This window comes from Ochrobactrum sp. PL_is483 (genome assembly GCF_055816855.1).
The window spans coordinates 94039-111475 of the sequence record NZ_JBVPGS010000034.1 but is presented as its reverse complement, the minus strand read 5'-3'; the positions used below and the strand labels follow the sequence as shown (position 1 = coordinate 111475).

The window sequence follows — 17437 nt, the reverse complement described above, 5'->3', positions numbered from 1 at the left end:
TGTCCGGCAACACGTCATCGACCTCGGAACACGAAGGGATTTGTGGCGCCGTTTTCAGCTGCCGATGGTCCTTGGCATGATTATTTCATTCAGATCGGGAGTTGCGAAAATCCCTTGGCCAGATGGTCGAGAATCGCGCGTAATTTCATGGGCATTGGTTTCACCGGATGCCAGACGGCGGAGATGGGCAGCGGCATGGGCCGGAGATTTTCTGCAACCTTCACAAGCTGCCCGGTTTCCAGAGCCTTATAAGCGATAAACAGTGGCAGCAGCGCAATGCCAAGCCCCGCTATCGCCATATCGCACATGGCTTCGCCATTATTGGCGGATATTCTGGTTTTCGGTGCAAAACCCACCGGCGTTTCGCCCGGCTCCATAAATTGCCAAAGGCTCGCCGATTGCAGATTGAGATAACCAATGCAGTCATGGTCCTGCAATTCGGCCAGAGTGGTGGGTGCGCCGCGGCGGCGAAGATAGTCGGCGCTTGCGACCATCACGCGGGGGTCTTCGCAAAGTTTGCGCGCCATCAGCCCGGAATTCTGCAATTGTCCGATTCTGACTGCAAGATCGAAACGGCCGCGCACCAGATCAATGAGGCGGTCGTCATAATCGAGCATTATTTCCAGATCGGGATGCTGGCGGGCAAAATCGGCAATGATCGGACTGAGATGCCGGATCCCGAAACTCATCGGCGCTGAAATCGCCAGCGAGCCGCGCAAGCCGGCCATGCCCCAGCCGGCACTTTCCACTGCATTGGTCATTTCAGCCAGCGACGGGCGGAGCCGGAGCGCCAGCTCCTGCGCGCTGTCGGTCGGGGTTATGCGCCCCGCATGGCGCTGGAAAAGAGCCGCTCCCACCGCCATTTCAAATTCGGCGATACGCTTGCTGACGACCGATTTGGAAAGATTGGAGCGCGCGGCTGCGCCCGAGACCGTGCCGGTCTCCATCACATCCAGAAAAGTCCTGATTTCGTCGATTGTCCACCTCATATGGCGATTATTGCCGAAACCCGACGAGAAGCAACCATGCATGCGTTCGCAAATCGCGAACGCTGCGTTTCCGGATAGATTGCTTACTTTGCCTGCCGAAATCGATCAGGCTGTGAATGTATCAAATGCGAGAGTTTTTCAAATGCAGTTGACGGGCATTCATCATCTGACTGCGATCACCGCTGACGTCGCGGCCAACAAGCGCTTCTACACCGAGCTGCTCGGCCTGCGCCTGGTCAAGAAGACCGTCAATCAGGACGATACCAGCGCCTATCACCTTTTCTATTCCGACGGTGCGGCGACGCCTGGAACCGAACTGACCTTCTTCGACTGGCCGGTGGAGCGCGAAAGGCGCGGAACCTCGTCCATCAGCCGCACAGGACTTCGGGTGCGCAACGAGAACAATCTCGAATATTGGGCTGCCCGTTTGTCAGATGCGGGCGTGGCCGCTGGTCCGGTACAGATTATCGATGGAAGGGCTTCGCTCGATTTCGAAGACGGGGACGGTCACCGTCTCAGGCTGGTCGCAGACGGCGGCGCCGGATTGGCGCAGCCATGGGAGCGGAGCCCGGTGCCTACCGAGCATCAGCTCTGCGGGCTTGGGCCCATCACCATTTCCGTGCCCCAGCTTGAGGCCACCGATACATTGCTCACCCATGTGCTCGAAATGAGCCGCGATCGGCAATATGCCTCGCCGGATGGCAAGGGCGAGGTCCATGTCTACAGCATGGGCGAGGGCGGCGCGGCATCCGAACTGCATGTCGCCGTGCAACCGGAGCTTGGCCGAGCGCGCCAGGGTGCCGGTGCTGCACACCATGTCGCCTTCCGCACGCCTGACGTCCAGTCAAGCCGTGACTGGGCCGCCCGGCTGTCACAGTTCCGCATCCCGAATTCCGGTGAGGTGGAACGCTATTATTTCCGCTCGCTCTATTTCCGCGAACCGGCGGGAAACCTGTTCGAGATCGCAACGGACGGTCCGGGTTTCACGGTCGATGAACCGCTGGAAAGCCTAGGCGAAAACCTTTCCCTGCCACCGTTTCTGGAAGGAAGACGTACCGCTATCGAGGCACATCTGAAACCGCTCGGTTGAGGCAGGCGGGCCGCTGCTTCTGCCCCCGGCGCAGCGGCCCGGAACCGGTTCGGCCGGTAACGCATACCAACCATGCCAAATGGCTCTGAAACCCGCAAAGGGCCGTTCGATGGTTCACGTAGCATCCCCACTTGCGGGTAATTCAAAGGAGACGACCATGACGAAACCTTATGTTCGACTGGACAAGAACGATGCAGCTGTACTTCTGGTCGACCACCAGACCGGCCTCCTGTCGCTGGTTCGCGACATCGATCCGGACAAGTTCAAGAACAACGTTCTGGCGCTTGCCGATCTGGCCAAATATTTCAACCTGCCTACGGTCCTGACCACCAGCTTCGAAGACGGCCCGAACGGTCCGCTCGTGCCTGAACTGAAGGAAATCTTCCCCGACGCGCCTTTCATTCCGCGCCCCGGCCAGATCAATGCCTGGGACAATGAGGACTTCGTCAAGGCCGTCAAGGCGACCGGCAAGAAGCAGCTCATCATCGCTGGCGTCGTTACCGAAGTCTGCGTGGCCTTCCCGGCGCTTTCGGCTATCGAAGCCGGTTTTGAAGTTTTCGTCGTCACCGACGCTTCCGGCACCTTTAACGACGTGACACGCCACTCGGCCTGGGACCGCATGAGCGCGGCTGGCGTTCAGCTCATGACCTGGTTTGGTACTGCCTGCGAACTGCATCGCGACTGGCGCAACGATGTGGAAGGTCTGGGAACGTTGTTCTCCAACCACATCCCCGACTACCGCAACCTGATCACGAGCTACACGACCGTGAACGCGAAGAGCGCCAAGTAACATTATTCGGGTCGCCCTGTTTCAAGGGCGGCCCGAAGATTTTTATCGGCTTTTACCTATTCAGAAGACATAATTACCGACCAGGGAATTACTTGGAATAATATCTATTCGAGTATCTGAAATCCTGAACGCGTGGGGATATCTCTCATGACGAACAAACCCGTTTTTCCATTGCGGTCCAACTCCATGTACATGACCCGTCGCACTTTGCTGGCCGGTGCGGCATTCGTACTGACAGGCATCACAAGCTACGGTGCGGGTCTGGCCGCCCAGCCATCTTCGGCTGCTGACGGGGAGCAAGCGTCCTTTCTTGCCCTCTCTCACGCTGTGACCGGGCAGAGAGACCTTTCCCCACATACCGCCGGGCGAATTTACGAAGCGTTCCTTGGCGATGATCCTACATTTTCCACAACAGTTCAGGAACTTGGTCGCCTCGCCACGCAAAATCCTCAACCCAACATGCTGAAGGCTGCCGCCGTGCAAGAGGGGCTTGGCGATGCCGTCATGGCTATCGTGACCGCCTGGTATACGGGCACCGTCACGACCCGCAATGGCCCCGTCGTTGTGGCCTATCACGATGCGCTCATGTACCGGCCCGTGGCCGACGGACTGGTAGTCCCGACCTATTGCAACAAGGGACCGATCTGGTGGACGGACCTGCCGCCAGAAATCACCCGTATGCCTGTCAACGTCCCGAAGGTGCTGTAAGATGAAATCCCCCGTCTTTGATAATGGTGACGCTACCGCAGATGTCGTGATCGTCGGTTCGGGCGTTGTCGGCGCTTTGATCGCCGATCAGCTTGCAGGGGAGGGCAAATCCGTTCTCGTGCTTGATGCGGGTTTGCGCATTGACCGCGCGCAGGCTGTCGAGAACTGGCGCAATATGCCCTTCGCAAACCGTGCCGGTTCGGACTTTCAGGGGCTCTACCCGCAGTCGCAATGGGCTCCGGCCCCGCTCTACTGGCCGGAGAACAACTATGTCGGACTGTCGGGGCCGGACGGAAAAGGCTTCAAGCAGGGCTATCTGAAAACGGTCGGCGGAACGACATGGCACTGGGCGGCGTCAAGCTGGCGTCACCTTCCGGTCGATCTGAAGATGTATTCCACCTATGGCGTGGGGCGCGACTGGCCGATCTCCTATGACGAGCTGGAACCCTATTACTGCCGGGCGGAAGAAGCCATGGGCGTCGCCGGGCCGAACGATCCGGCGCTGCAATCGCCACCCGAACGCAGCCGTCCCTATCCGATGGACATGGTGCCGTGGAGCTTTGGCGACAAGCGCTTTGCCGAGGTCGTCAACCAGCATGGTTATCGTTCCGTGCCGATCCCGCAGGCGCGCAGCACCAGACCCTGGAATGGCCGTCCCACCTGCTGCGGCAACAATAATTGCCAGCCTATATGTCCGATAGGCGCCATGTATAACGGCATCCACTCAGTGGTGTCCGCCGAGGCCAAAGGCGCTGTGGTTCTGGCGGAATCCGTCGTCTATCGGATCGACACCGATGAAAACAACCGCATCACGGCAGTTCACTGGTACGATAGTCAGCACCGCTCGCACAAGGCAACCGGGCAAGCTTTCGTTATTGCCTGTAACTCGCTGGAATCGCCTCGCCTGCTGCTCGCCGCCGCCAACGAACGCAACCCAGCCGGTATCGCCAATTCGTCGGATCAGGTCGGGCGCAACATGATGGATCATTCCGGCTTCCATTGCTTCTTCCAGGCAAATGAGCCGCTCTGGATTGGCCGTGGGCCCGCGCAGTCCAGCTGCCTTGTCGGGCCGCGAGACGGAGCATTCCGGTCTGAATATTCGTCCAACAAGATGATTCTCAACAACATCACCCAAGTGACATCAGCCGCCAGCGCGGCCTTGAAGAAGGGGCTCGTGGGGCCGGAACTCGACGCGGAAATCCGCAAGCGCACTATTCACGGGGTGGATCTCTCAATCAGCCTGGAGCCGCTTCCGCACCCGGATAATCGTGTCACGCTCAGCAAGACGCGCATGGACCCCCATGGGATTCCTTGCCCGGATGTCTATTATGATGTCGGCGATTATGTCCGCAAAGGCTATGACGCAGCCGTCCAGCAGCTCAATCATATTGCCGGACTGTTTGACGCTACAGATCTCCACATCACCACCTCGCTCAATGCCAACAATCACATCATGGGCGGCTGCATCATGGGCAGCGATCCCAAGGACTCCGTTGTCGACGGCAATTGCCGGGCTCACGATCACGAGAACCTCTGGATTGCAGGCGGTTCGGCCATGCCATCGGCGAGCGTGGTCAACAGCACGCTAACCATGGCGGCACTTGGCATCAAGGCAGCAGACGACATTTCCAGGCGTTTGGGAGCGTGAAAATGGGCAAGGCAACAAACAGAAATGTGTTCCACCTTCGCACCCTCCTGATCAGCGCCGTCTCCTTGTTGGCTCTGTCCGGATCGGCAAATGCCCAGTCCCCGGATACGAACGCGCTGGTTGAGCAAGGCAAGGCCGTTGCGACGGCAGCCGATTGCATGGCCTGCCACACAGTTCCGCGCGGTGGAAAGCCGTTCGCTGGTGGCTATGGCATCGTATCGCCTCTGGGAACGATCTATTCGACCAATATCACGCCGTCGAAAGAATTCGGCATCGGCACCTATTCCGAAGAAGATTTTGCCAACGCTGTGCGCAAGGGCCTTCGCAAGGATGGCGGTCACCTCTATCCGGCCATGCCCTACGATGCCTATGGCGAGATCACAGACGCGGATATTCACGCTCTCTACGCTTATTTCATGAATGGCGTCGAGCCAGTGGACGAACCAGCGAAAGCGCAGACACAGCTTCCCTTCCCGTTCAATATCCGCATCTCAATGATGGCTTGGAATCTTGCTTTCGCCAACCGTGAGCCATTTGCGCCCGATCCGGCGAAAAGCGATGAGCTGAACCGGGGCGCTTATCTGGCTGGCGCGCTGGGCCATTGTGCGTCGTGCCATGCTCCACGCAATATCCTGATGGGGCAGACGGCAAACGCGGAACTGACAGGTGGGATGGTTGGTTCGTGGTACGCGCCAAACATCACCTCAGATCCAATAAGTGGCATTGGCGGCTGGACTGAAACGGAACTGATGCAATATTTCCGTACAGGACATGTCGAGGGCAAGGCACAAGCCGCCGGTGGCATGGCGGAGGCCGTTCAAAACAGCTTGCAACACCTTCCAGACAGCGATTTGAAGGCGCTTGCTGTCTACCTGAAATCAACCCGTCCTGTGCGCGATCCGCAGGACAAGACAGCCCGTCACGCGTTTACGGGCAAGGGGTCGGACGAAGCCGCCATTCGCGGTCTTTTTCCGGAAAACTCCCATAACAGTCTGAAAACCGGCGCAGAGCTTTATAGCGGCTATTGCGCGAGCTGCCATCAACCCGAAGCGGCTGGCAGTGAGGGACAGGCATACCCATCCCTGTTCAACAACACGACCATCGGATCGCGTAATCCCGCCAATCTCATCTCCACCATCCTTTACGGTGTTGAGCGGGAAACCGGTGGCCACGAAATCTTGATGCCAGGGTTTGGACCACAGTCCTATGTCAACGCGCTCTCCGATACCCAGATCGCGGAGATCGCAAATTATGTCCTGAACCGTTTCGGCAATTCTGACGTCAAGGTTTCTGTTGAGGATGTCGAGACAGCGCGCAATGGCGGCCCGACGCCTTTGCTTGCAAAGCTTCAGCCCTTTATCCTGCCGGGTCTGGCGGGTGGACTGGTCTTCCTGTCAGCTTTGCTTGGCTGGTACTTTTTATATCGGCGGAAGCAGGGCGAGATGTAAATCTCGCCCACGGCAGGGCAGGGGTTTTGTGCCCTTCATCAAGATATTGCAAAAAAGAAATCAGACCGCCGGGTCTTCTCCCGGCGGCACGGTCATCACATCGGCCCACTCAGGATGCCTGCGATATTGCGCCCGGACATAGGGGCAAAGCGGTATGATTTTTATTCCCTCCCGGCGCGCATCCTCAATCATGAAAGTTACGAGCGCCGCAGCCGATCCCGTACCTTTCATGCTGTCCGGTGCCCCGGTGTGATCGGCGCTGATCTGGTTGGGGCCGCGCTTGGTGAAAGTGATTTCAGTTTCACCTTCAACGCCGTCTATACGGGCCACATAACGTCCGTTGCGAACGCCCGTATCTTCCTTGCCCATTATCATGTCGGCCATTTCAGTCTTCTCCCAATTTACGGTTGGCTAACCAGCTTGCGGCAGTTGTAAAGCACGTTCCATATCTGCTCGATTGATAATCGCGCCGAACAGCGGCGTGCCGGTATCGAACGCACGACTGAAGGCCAGTGGTCCGGCATCGACAGGATCGAAGCCGATACGGTCGATAAAAGAAGCCACCGCCTGACGTGCATCGGCATCGTTTCCGGCAACGGCCAGCGCGCGTCGCTCCGGATCACCTTCCGAACGGGCCTCCTCATCTATTTCATGATAGCCCATATGGTTGAAGCTCCGCACCAGCCGGGCACCCGGCAGGAAATCCTGCACGATCTCACTGCTTGAACGCTCACCTTCAAACTCGGCTATCGTTCCGTCCGTCGGTGCCCAGTAGTTCATGGCATCGATAACGATCTTACCGGTCAACTGTTCCGGCACAAGACTGCGATATCTGGAAAGTGGCAGTGCAAGCACGACAATATCGGCAGCTGCAATCACATTTTCCGCTGTATCGGCCTGAGCGCCCGGCACCATGATTTCCAGTACGAGCGCGATTTCTTCCGGCGCTTTGGAGGTTGCCATTCGCACCGCATAACCCGCCGCAAGTGCGCGACGAGCTATGGCGGTGCCGACACGGCCAGCACCCAGTATGCCGATAGTTTTGACCTGAGATATGAGCATATTCCGTTTGCTCCTGTTTATTTTCCAGAGCCCAGTTCCGCATCGACAAGCGGCTTTACCTTGGTGCCCAGCAGTTCTATTGAACGCAGGAATGCCTTGTGGGGCATTTGTCCGACATCCATCTGCAAAAACTGCCGCATATGGCCGAGGTGCTTGTGCAACTCGATAATGCGTTCGGCGATTTCCTCCGGGCTACCGGCAAAAAGCGCGCCTGAACCACTTGCCTCGCGGTCATAATGTGAACGAGGCGGCGGTGCGAAACCACGGATTTTGCCAAGTTGCTCCATGACAGCATGCCAATGGGTCCAGAAGAATTCCTTCGCTTCCGCAGCATTCTCACCGATGAAGCCCGGCGTTGCGACCGAGACCTTCACCCTTTCCGGTGCGATTTCCGCCTGCTTGGCGGCACGCCGATAAAGATCGGCCAACGGCGCGAAACGCGAGGCCTGCCCACCGATGATCGCATAAGAGATCGGCAGACCGAGCAGGCCAGCGCGAACCGACGACTGCGGATTGCCTCCGGTGGCGAGCCAGACCGGCAGCGAACCGCTCTCGGGACGCGGCACAACAAGCGCATCGTTCAACGCCGGGCGAAATTTACCCTGCCAGGTAACTTTTTCGCTTTCATTGATCTTCAAAAGCAGATCGAGCTTTTCGGCATAAAGCTCGTCATAGTCGTTGAGATCATGTCCGAAAAGCGGGAAGGATTCGGTTGAAGACCCTCTGCCAGCGGTGATTTCAGCGCGGCCATTGGACAGCGCGTCCACGGTAGCAAACTGCTGGTAAACACGCACCGGATCATCGGTGCTCAGCACGGTTACCGCGCTGCCAAGCTTGATGTTCTTCGTAGTCGACGCCGCCGCACCCAGAATAACGGTCGCAGCAGAAGCGGGCATCTCACGCGTATGATGCTCGCCAATGCCGAAGTAATCGAGGCCAACCTCATCGGCAAGCTGAATAGCCTCAAGCAAGTTGCGCGTTGCATCCGCTGTCGAGCCAAGCTCGCCGGTGGCAGTATTCTTTTGCACATCCCCGAAACTATATACGCCCAGTTCCATATCGTTTCTCCTTGAGGCGCTCATTGATATATGACGCCTGACGGTATCTATTGGTGCCTAAGTCTTATGAGCGGTTCGCGAATACACGCTCCGCCAAATTGGCAACTATCGCCGTTGATCTGTAGACGGAAGGGTTGCCGGTCGTTGTGTTGGTTCTAGGTTTATCAATGGAGAAATCTCCTTAATGATCAAGGGTATAGCGCTGCTATTACTGTTCCAGCTGTTAGGTGAGAGCCTCATCTTCATCACTGGGTTTCCCATTCCCGGCCCCGTTGTGGGGCTCGTACTTCTGTTTGTCGCCATGCAACTATGCAAGCTGTTCAACTGGAATGTCTTTGCCGAAGCCGAAACCACGGCCAATAGCTTTCTTGCCAACCTCGGTCTGCTTTTTGTGCCAGCGGGCGTCGGGGTGGTGGCGATGTGGAAGCAGATTCAGGGGCAAGCCACGGAAATTCTGGTAATCGTCGTCGTCTCAGCAGTTCTCACATTGGCGGTAACGGTTTGGACGTTCGTTCTCGTGCAGCATTTCATGGAGCGGAGGTCGTGATATGAAACATCCGCTCGAACTCTGGGTTTATCTTTCAGCATCACCGTTGCTATGGCTCACTCTCACATTATGCGTGTGGATCCTGGCATCGAATATTTCCGTCCGACTGAAACGGCATCCGCTGGCCAATCCTGTTATGATTTCCATCGCACTGCTTTCCAGTCTGCTTCTCATTTTCGAGGTTCCCTACCAAAGGTTTTTTGAGGGAGCTCAGTTCATCCACTTCCTGCTTGGCCCGGCCACTGTTGCCATTGCGGTCCCGTTATTTCGCCAATGGCAGCGAGTACGAAAAACGCTCATTCCAATGGGAGCAGCGCTGATCGTGGGGTCCTTCTTCGCTGTTCTATCCATCCTTGTCATGGGCGAATGGGCCCATCTTTCCAACGAAGTGCTGATTTCGTTTCTGCCGAAATCGGCAACTGCCGGGGTTGCAATGGCAATCTCTTCCACACTTGGCGGCACACCGTCGCTAACGGCTGTACTCGTCGTACTTACCGGTATTGTTGGAGCGCTGGTCGTAACCCCTTTGATGAACGCCATGCGGATAAAAAACTATGCCGCACGTGGGTTTGCAGTCGGATTAACGTCACACGGTATTGGAACCGCCCGCGCTTTCGATGTTGACGAAACAGCGGGACTTTTTGCCGGAATTGCCATGGCCCTCAATGCCATCGCAACTTCGCTTGTTGTTCCTTTGCTTGTCAAATTGATCCTCAACTGAGGCTACGCACCGTTCGCCGCGGACGATTGACACCAGACATGTCTCTCATGATCACCGCTGCCAGACCCCGGGCGCAGGTGACCATGAGGGAAACAAATCACACGGAAAGCCCGTATAAAGGAGGGCCGGCTTACTGCTTGATTGCTTCGGCCTGAATTTCGAGCTTAACCATCTTGGTCATGCCTTCCTTTACAAGGAAGTCCACGCCCCACTGGGTACGATCGATGGTTGTTTCAAAATCACCGCCGCAGACTTCCGCCTTGAACATCGGGTTTTGGTAACAACCAAATTTGGTGGCTGTGAGCTGGATTGGCAGGGTCTTTCCCTTTATGGTCAGATTGCCATCCACCGACGCCAGCTTGTCTCCGGCGAAGTTCCACTTGGTCGATTTGAATTCGATGGTCGGAAATTTTTCCGCATCCAGTATGTCGGCACTTTTTACGTGCTTATCAAACCCGGCAATACCTGTGTTCAGCGTCTTTACAGGAATTGAAATATCGATTTTTCCATCCATCGTTTTGGGGTCGAAAGAGATATTGCCGCCGATTTCGTAAAAGCCGCCGCTGTTTGTCGATGTGTTGAAGTGATCCATATAGAAGATGGCTTTGGTATGCAGTGGATCCAGTTTGTAGTCGGCTGCCTGAGCGGCTGAAACCGACAACAACGAGGCGAGGATCGGCAGTACAAATTTTCTCATGTCCATTTCCTATCGAGATTTAGCCCTAAGGCAAGAACGCGGCGAAGCCTTGAAGAACAGCGCCGCTTCGATGTCCTGTAGATAATTGTGGCGTGCGGGGTCGAGTAGTGCCTGTTTCGGATACCCGGTGTCCTATAAAACAGAACGGCTGCCCTAATTCCCCGTGTTAAAGGAACTTTCCCGGCAGAGTGGGACGGCGCATGAAAAGCGTCACCAGCGCGGCCAGAACAATGCCAAAGCCGATCACGACAAACATGTCGCTGTAGGCCAGCACGAAAGCCTCGCGTTGAACGGTTCTGGCCAGCAAAGCCGTTGCCTGAGCGGTTGCGACCGCCGAGTCGCTGTTGTGGGTTTCCAGCATGGCGGCTGATCTTTCTATGCGAGACTGTACGTCGACTGCGCCGCGCTCCAGATGAAGGCCAAGCAGATTGGAGTGCAATTGCTCCTGCATGCGCGTGAATGTGCTGACCAGAGCAAGGCCGATGGCCGTGCCGACAGTGCGCACGATGTGAACCAGAGACGCAATCCATGGTATCTCCCGGATGCTGATTTCTTCCGTTATCAGCACCATCAACGGTATGGCCGTGAATGGCGCGGCGACGGACTGCACGAACAGCGAAGGCAATATCTGGTCCGATGTCCAAAGATGCGTGAGATTGGACAGCATCAGAACACCGGCGCCGAACAGCATCAGTCCGAAAGCAGCCAAACCGCGCGGATCTATTCTGTAGACCAGCCAGGCCACCAATGGTGTTAAAACCATCTGGGGCAGGGCCGATACCCAGAACATCGTGCCGCTTTCCAGCGCGCGATATCCTTGAATACGGATCAGATATTGCGGCAAAAGATAAGCGGAGGTCATCAGCCCGATGCGCATGGCGAACATCAGCAACAGGCTGAAACCGATATTTCGCCGGGCGAACAGGCGCAGACTGACAACGGGATCACGGTGCAGCAATGAGTGCACAATATAGACCCCCAGCAAGAGCAATGCAGATGCAGACAGTCCGACGATCAGCCCCGATTCAAGCCAGTCGAGACGGTTCCCCTGATCGAGCGCCGTTACCAGTGCGGCCAGTCCGAGAGACAATGCCAGCAACCCGAACCCGTCATGTCTACGAAAACGCAGAAACTTGATGGGGTCGTTCGCAAGGCCATAGGCGCCCGCCAGCAGAGTAAGACTGCCCGGAACGATATTGATCCAGAACAGATATTCCCATGACAGATGGGTAATCACCCAGCCCTCGATGCTGACAGCGAGACTGGGCGTCAGTGACGACGCCAAGGCATAGAGCGACAAGCCGTAGAGCCGCAAGTGCTGCGGCAGGTGCCGCATGATAACAGCATAAGCCATGGGGATCAGAATGCCTGCGCTCAACCCGCGTATGGCCTGAATGCTGATCAATGTCTGGATATTGGGGCTGAAGGGAGCCACCATGGAAGCTATCGTGAAGATGAGCGCGCCGATCAATACCCCGCGGGCCGGAGAGAGAATGGAACGCAACCAGACGGCGGACGGTATGGCCGCAACTTCGGCAACGACATAGGCTGTTGTCAGCCAGCTCGCCTCATCCACGCCAGCGCCCAGCGCCCCGCGAATATCGGCAAGCCCGATATCGGTAAGGCGCGAATTTAGCAGCGATGTTACGGTGCCAAGAAGAACGGCGGCAACGCCGATCAGCGCCCGCGCGTTCGGAAGACTGGCGGTCTTTGGCGGTGTAGAACCTTGAACTGTTGTGGTAGCGGACATGATTTTCCAACTCCCGCCGTCCCTTCAAGACTATGGTTTTGAAGGGACGCGCTTACCCAGCTATTGGATGAGCCTGGCTGTTGTTTCGATATATTGATCGGTATGCACCGTTGCTACGACCGACATCCCCGGTCGAAGGAGGGCATCGAGTTCGCCGTCCTTCTCAAGCGCAATGCGTACGCCGACACGTTGGGCCACTTTCGTGAAGTTGCCGGTGGCATTATCCGGCGGGAGGAGACTGAACTCCGATCCGGTTGCCGGCGAAAGACGCTCTACATGCCCCCGCAGTTCCTTGCCGGGAAATGTGTCGACCGTGACGCTGACGATCTGCCCGGGACGAAATCTGGCCAATTGCGTTTCCTTGAAATTGGCGACCACGTAAAGCTTCGAGACCGGCACCACGGAAACGAGCTGCGAACCAGCCCGCACAAATTGTCCCTCGCGCGCACCGCTGACACCCACGACGCCATCGATGGGAGCCGTGATATGCGTACGCTCCAGATCAATCTGCGCGAGAGCTAGGGCGGCCTGCTGATTGCTCAACTCTGCCTTTGCCTGATCGGACTGGGTCGCCAAAACATCCAGTTTCTGGCGCTGGGCTGCTATTTCGGCCTGCTTCTCGGCAACCTGCGCCTCAATGCGCTTGACGTCGGCGATTGCGGCTTCCAGCTTCTGTGCTGTCGACCAGCCGTTTTTCGTCAAGGATGTCTGGCGCTGTCCTTCGCTGGCGACGCGTTCGCGATCGGCATTGAGCGCCGCCAGTCCGGCTTCCGCCTGTTCGATCACACGTTGCTGCAAGGTAATGTTGCTTTGCGCATTACGGATTGCGGCCTGTGCGGCGGCCACACTTGCTCCGGCCTGATCCACCCTTGCCTGATACTCGGTCGGATCGATCTCCATCAGCAACTGACCGGCCTTGACGTGCTGGTAGTCTTCCACCAACAGGCGCACGATGCGCCCGCCAACTTCAGCACTGACTGGCGTTGTGTCGGCGCGCAGATAGGCATTATCAGTCGTCTGGTTGGTCATGCCCGCAACCCATTGGCCCCAGCCAAGTGGAATGACAATGGCAAGGCCAATCCCGGCAACAATCACCGACGCGCGGGCAAGGCTGAGATAGGCCCGGCGGCGGGACTTTCCGGCTGTTTTGGGGCTCTCCTGCTTTTCGGTGGCTGGAGTTGGCTGTTGAAAGAGAATAACCGGCTTGCTCATGACACGCGGTTCCTGAATTGGTTGTCTATGGAATCGCCTGCGGCTCTCGAACTCGCAGGCGATTGTTGGAGCTAATATGATGACGCACCTTCCATGATTGAAATGATTTGTTATAATTCAAATCATGAGCACAATTCATAATATCGACCTTAATCTGATCCGTGTCTTCAACGCCCTTATGGAAGAGCGTAACGTCACGAAAGCCGGGGAGAGACTGAACCTTACCCAGTCGGCGGTCAGTCACGCCCTTGGAAAATTGCGCTATATGCTGTCGGACGAGTTGTTCGTGCGCGGCCCCAAGGGCATGCACCCGACACCCCGGGCCGAGGAACTGGCTCAGCCGTTACGCGCGGCTTTGGCGGATATATCGGCTGCACTCTCTCCTGATCGGTTCGACCCTGCGACTGCGGATATGAGTTTCGTGGTCGCCACGTCCGATTTTTACATTGGCGCTCTCTTTCCAGCGGTTCTGCAACGGCTCGAACGGGAGGCGCCCGGCATAAGATTATGGCTTCGCCTGTTTAACGACCTCAATCTGGTCGAAGAACTGGATCGCGGCACGCTGCATCTGGTTGTCGGTGCTTTCGGACGGATTCCCAGCCGTTTCAGACGCGAACCGCTCCTGTCGGTCGACAGTGTCTGGATCATGCGTAAGGACCATCCCGCCGCATCTCGCCCCATGACGATTGAGACGCTGGGACATTATCCCCATGTCGATGTCCTGCTGTCCGGACGTGCCGCTATGGAAACTGCCGGCATGCTGGAACAGGAAGGGCTGGAACGCGCATTCGTAACCAGCAACCCGCCTTTTCTCGAAGGACTGCTGCGGGAAGCCGGATTGTCACGCCGTATTGGCGCAACGGTCTCCCTTATTCTAGCCGTGCCGCCGCTGGTGGCCGCGACGGATATGATTGCGCTCGTGCCGCGCAGTGTCGCGGAAACCCACAGGGATACCTATGGCCTCGTTCTTCACGAGGCGCCCTATCACCTGCCGGGCGCACAGATCGATATGCTGTCGCATAATACGTTTGGTGCGCATCCTGCGGTTACATGGCTGCGCTCCATTCTGCGCGAGGTCACAAAGACAATATAGCCGATCAGACGATATGTCTGAGCAGATGAACGGCTTCCCGACGCTCGACATTCTTCTCGCCATGGGCGTGGAAATGCGCGATATGGGCCGAACGATTGTGATGCCGCTGCTGAGCCTCGGCATCGCGCCAATGTTCTACCAGCACAAATCTCCGACTGTCGTTTGCGTCAGCAAACAGCTCGTATCGCATATTGCCGTCCTCTTGCGCCGATTTCTGCGCAACCGTGGTCAGATCAGCCTGCAAAGCGTCCTCATGGCCTTCTTTCGCATAGAGAACGGCTACCACATGAACCTCGTTCATGATCAACTCCTTTGCCGATGGGAGCATCGTTCCTCGACCAGACAAGCTAATGCTGTTCGCAGGACTCGTGCGCGGACGAGCGGCAACCGGGAAACAACGGTTGCCGCCACGCGTTCAGACCGGCTTATTCGCCTCGATCATAGGAGAACTGGATTCCTGCCGTACCGCCGGTCTCAATGAAGAGATTCATGAAAGCCGGAACGGTCTTGCTACGCGACCAGTCGCGCTGAAGTTCGCAGAACAGCTGCGCAACACTGATCATCTTTCCACCAGCCTGCTCGATACGGCGCAAGGCGGCATCGTGCGCTGCGACCGAGGTTCCCCCGACCGCATCGACCACAACATAAACCTCGTAGCCTTCAGCCAGCGCATCGATTGCGGGAAATGTCAGACAGGCCTCCGTCCATAAGGCTGTCATGATCAGTTTCTTGCGCCCCGTTGCTTCCACAGCTTTGCGGAACTCGACGTCTTCCCACGAATTGATCGTCGTGCGGTCATATGTGGGATAATCCGCCAGCACCTTCTGAACCTGCGGGACAGGCGGTTTGTTCAGTCCCGTTTTCACGTTCACGGTCGAGTGGATGATCGGCAAGCCGTAGACGACAGCAGCCTTTGCCGTGCCCGCTATGTTGTTCAACAACAACTGGCGATCCATGGAGGCGATCGAGTTCACCTGTACCGGCTGGTAATCGATAATGATAAAAGCAGAATTCTGCGGCGTCAGCAGGCGATCCTTGGCCGGATCGCGGATCGGTTCACTCGTCATTGCAATTCTCCTTTCGAGGAGTCAGCGGGGCAAACACCGACTTGGTTTCATTACGACTTGCCCATATATCCGGCTGCGCGCATGACCGGGCCTGTAGCCAGCCCGCACCAGAGCGCACCGAATTCAGTAAAAGCGGATGCCGTCCTGAGGCCTGAAGCAGACCGGACACGCAGATCAGCCATAACCGCTCCAACAATATAGGCGCTGCGGTTAGCCGTGACTTTTGTGATCCAAACAGGTGCCATCGAATTCATTCTGGACATGGTGTTCCCATCAGAATTTTATCACAAAGCTGCATCAGAATCTGCTAATAAACGGATCTGCGCGCGCGCATAAGTTCACGTGAATTGAAGCGCAACGACGCATAAGAATTGCGCAAGATGTCATTGCATGAACCAAAAAGGAAAATGCTTGTGACAGAGCCTGGATATAAGATCGCAACGCAAAGCCTTGCCTGCTTGAAGGCCCTGCCAAGCGTAAGACAGGAGTCGAGCCGGGCACTCGGCTGGACATCGCTGCTGCTTGATCGTCACTGGTTTACATCCTCAAAGGACGACTATTCTTCCATTATCACGCCCGACCAGACCATTGGCCTTGCTGTGGCAGGGCGTTACGATCTCGACATCTATCGCGGCGGACGATGGCATCGATCCATTCGTCAGCCAGGCTCAATCGGGATGGGTAGGGGCGGTGAGCCAACGCGTGGACGATTGACCATCGCGCCAAACCGAATGGCAGAAAGTGCGTTGCTCTATCTGCCCCATGGACAATTGCAGGCAGCGTTCGAACATTTGCGCCGCATCGGGCAATCCGCGCAGACCCCATCCTTCAACGTTCTTGTCGAACGCGACCCCGCAGTCGCCCAGATGTTTGCAAACCTCATGCAGGCGATGCGTAGCGGTGTCGATGAATTATATGCAGGAACCGCTGCGGCATGGCTCGCTGTTCATCTCGTAACCCGCTACGGGATCAATGCGGGGATGGATGAAAATCGTACAGCGGGCACAATCACTGACAGCCGCCTCGCGCGTGTCATTGAGCTCATGTCGGTGCGATTTGCAGATGAATTGACACTTGAGGATTTGGCAAACGAAGCCTGCATCAGCAAATATCATTTCGCCCGGCTCTTCCGGCAGAAAGTGGGTTGCACTCCTTTTGCTTTCCTTACGGAAATCAGGATGGACACCGCGTGCAGGCTGCTGGCCACGTCCGACCTCCCCATAGCCGAAATTGCAGTCGCTTGTGGTTATCCGGTTCCCGCAAATTTTTCGGCCGCGTTTTTGGCTCGATATGGGCTTGCTCCGTCGGCATTTCGGACCAAGCGCAGAAATTACTGCCTGTAAATGGCAGACTATCGCCGACTATGCTTTGCTAGGCTTTGCATCGCGTACTGAGGCCGATAACGTGACATCGCCGCTTTCCGTGAGGCAGATCATGCATCGGAAAGAGAAGTATCCAGAACTTTCTCGATCATTTCGGTGGCGAGCTGCCGGGACAACGGTTCCCTGTCTTCCAAGTATCGCGCTATATATTGTCGTGTGGACCCTACCGATGTCA

19 protein-coding genes are annotated in these 17437 nt (G+C 56.7%); 9 read left to right on the top strand and 10 right to left on the bottom strand.

The annotated features are described in order from the left end of the window. Positions 1–89: 89 nt before the first annotated feature. On the bottom strand, positions 90–989 hold the full coding sequence (locus AC0TNJ_RS10820; RefSeq protein WP_473771102.1) for a LysR family transcriptional regulator: 900 nt from the start codon (positions 987–989) through the stop codon (positions 90–92). Positions 990–1131: 142 nt separating this feature from the next. On the opposite strand from AC0TNJ_RS10820, the gene AC0TNJ_RS10815 reads away from it, so the two are divergent. The 5 genes from AC0TNJ_RS10815 to AC0TNJ_RS10795 all read left to right on the top strand — a co-directional run bounded on the left by AC0TNJ_RS10815 (position 1132) and on the right by AC0TNJ_RS10795 (position 6673). After that, positions 1132–2079, top strand: a complete 948-nt coding sequence (locus AC0TNJ_RS10815) for a ring-cleaving dioxygenase (RefSeq protein WP_122000988.1) — start codon at positions 1132–1134, stop codon at positions 2077–2079. Between the two features lie 157 nt (positions 2080–2236). Beyond that, a complete protein-coding gene (ycaC, locus tag AC0TNJ_RS10810) occupies positions 2237–2869 on the top strand; it encodes an isochorismate family cysteine hydrolase YcaC (protein WP_122000853.1) in 633 nt (210 codons plus the stop codon). A gap of 147 nt (positions 2870–3016) precedes the next feature. Then, the gene (locus tag AC0TNJ_RS10805; protein ID WP_473771101.1) at positions 3017–3577 is read left to right on the top strand and encodes a sugar dehydrogenase complex small subunit; all 561 of its coding nucleotides are present in this window, start codon (positions 3017–3019) and stop codon (positions 3575–3577) included. 1 nt (position 3578) lies between these two features. After that, the gene (locus AC0TNJ_RS10800; RefSeq protein WP_473771100.1) at positions 3579–5225 is read left to right on the top strand and encodes a GMC family oxidoreductase; all 1647 of its coding nucleotides are present in this window, start codon (positions 3579–3581) and stop codon (positions 5223–5225) included. Between the two features lie 2 nt (positions 5226–5227). Next, the gene (locus tag AC0TNJ_RS10795) at positions 5228–6673 is read left to right on the top strand and encodes a c-type cytochrome (RefSeq protein ID WP_473771099.1); all 1446 of its coding nucleotides are present in this window, start codon (positions 5228–5230) and stop codon (positions 6671–6673) included. A 60-nt stretch (positions 6674–6733) separates the two neighbouring features. Here the strand turns inward: AC0TNJ_RS10795 and AC0TNJ_RS10790 are convergent, their stop codons facing one another. Genes AC0TNJ_RS10790 through AC0TNJ_RS10780 form a run of 3 tightly spaced genes read right to left on the bottom strand, consistent with a single transcriptional unit; the run spans position 6734 to position 8793 of the window. Continuing rightward, positions 6734–7057 carry a GNAT family N-acetyltransferase gene (locus AC0TNJ_RS10790; RefSeq protein ID WP_473767745.1) on the bottom strand — a complete coding sequence of 108 codons (324 nt, stop codon included), beginning with the start codon at positions 7055–7057 and terminating at the stop codon, positions 6734–6736. A 27-nt stretch (positions 7058–7084) separates the two neighbouring features. Continuing rightward, positions 7085–7735, bottom strand: coding sequence for an NADPH-dependent F420 reductase (locus AC0TNJ_RS10785; RefSeq protein ID WP_473771098.1), 651 nt, complete (start codon positions 7733–7735; stop codon positions 7085–7087). A 17-nt stretch (positions 7736–7752) separates the two neighbouring features. Beyond that, positions 7753–8793, bottom strand: coding sequence for an LLM class flavin-dependent oxidoreductase (locus AC0TNJ_RS10780; RefSeq protein ID WP_473771097.1), 1041 nt, complete (start codon positions 8791–8793; stop codon positions 7753–7755). 184 nt (positions 8794–8977) lie between these two features. Between AC0TNJ_RS10780 and AC0TNJ_RS10775 the strand changes: the two genes are divergently transcribed. Both AC0TNJ_RS10775 and AC0TNJ_RS10770 read left to right on the top strand, forming a co-directional pair. After that, complete coding sequence (locus tag AC0TNJ_RS10775; protein ID WP_473771096.1) at positions 8978–9340, top strand: CidA/LrgA family protein; 363 nt, start codon at positions 8978–8980, stop codon at positions 9338–9340. Between the two features lies 1 nt (position 9341). After that, the gene (locus tag AC0TNJ_RS10770) at positions 9342–10061 is read left to right on the top strand and encodes an LrgB family protein (protein ID WP_473771095.1); all 720 of its coding nucleotides are present in this window, start codon (positions 9342–9344) and stop codon (positions 10059–10061) included. 130 nt (positions 10062–10191) lie between these two features. Here the strand turns inward: AC0TNJ_RS10770 and AC0TNJ_RS10765 are convergent, their stop codons facing one another. The 3 genes from AC0TNJ_RS10765 to AC0TNJ_RS10755 form a co-directional block, all read right to left on the bottom strand. Next, positions 10192–10758: a YceI family protein gene (locus tag AC0TNJ_RS10765; protein ID WP_473771094.1), complete on the bottom strand. Its 567-nt coding sequence runs from the start codon at positions 10756–10758 to the stop codon at positions 10192–10194. 166 nt (positions 10759–10924) lie between these two features. Beyond that, positions 10925–12508 carry a DHA2 family efflux MFS transporter permease subunit gene (locus tag AC0TNJ_RS10760; RefSeq protein WP_473771093.1) on the bottom strand — a complete coding sequence of 528 codons (1584 nt, stop codon included), beginning with the start codon at positions 12506–12508 and terminating at the stop codon, positions 10925–10927. A 60-nt stretch (positions 12509–12568) separates the two neighbouring features. Next, positions 12569–13720 carry an HlyD family secretion protein gene (locus tag AC0TNJ_RS10755; protein WP_473771092.1) on the bottom strand — a complete coding sequence of 384 codons (1152 nt, stop codon included), beginning with the start codon at positions 13718–13720 and terminating at the stop codon, positions 12569–12571. A gap of 124 nt (positions 13721–13844) precedes the next feature. On the opposite strand from AC0TNJ_RS10755, the gene AC0TNJ_RS10750 reads away from it, so the two are divergent. After that, positions 13845–14813 carry a LysR family transcriptional regulator gene (locus tag AC0TNJ_RS10750; RefSeq protein ID WP_473771091.1) on the top strand — a complete coding sequence of 323 codons (969 nt, stop codon included), beginning with the start codon at positions 13845–13847 and terminating at the stop codon, positions 14811–14813. 4 nt (positions 14814–14817) lie between these two features. On the opposite strand, the gene AC0TNJ_RS10745 is transcribed toward AC0TNJ_RS10750, so the two are convergent. From AC0TNJ_RS10745 to AC0TNJ_RS10735, 3 genes are all read right to left on the bottom strand, one after another. Next, positions 14818–15114, bottom strand: coding sequence for a putative quinol monooxygenase (locus AC0TNJ_RS10745; protein ID WP_473771090.1), 297 nt, complete (start codon positions 15112–15114; stop codon positions 14818–14820). A gap of 124 nt (positions 15115–15238) precedes the next feature. Then, on the bottom strand, positions 15239–15880 hold the full coding sequence (locus AC0TNJ_RS10740) for a hydrolase (protein ID WP_122000824.1): 642 nt from the start codon (positions 15878–15880) through the stop codon (positions 15239–15241). A gap of 50 nt (positions 15881–15930) precedes the next feature. Next, the gene (locus tag AC0TNJ_RS10735; RefSeq protein ID WP_473767737.1) at positions 15931–16062 is read right to left on the bottom strand and encodes a hypothetical protein; all 132 of its coding nucleotides are present in this window, start codon (positions 16060–16062) and stop codon (positions 15931–15933) included. 198 nt (positions 16063–16260) lie between these two features. Between AC0TNJ_RS10735 and AC0TNJ_RS10730 the strand changes: the two genes are divergently transcribed. After that, entirely contained in the window at positions 16261–17223 is a 963-nt protein-coding gene (locus AC0TNJ_RS10730) for a helix-turn-helix domain-containing protein (protein WP_473771231.1), read from the top strand. Positions 17224–17437: the final 214 nt, after the last annotated feature.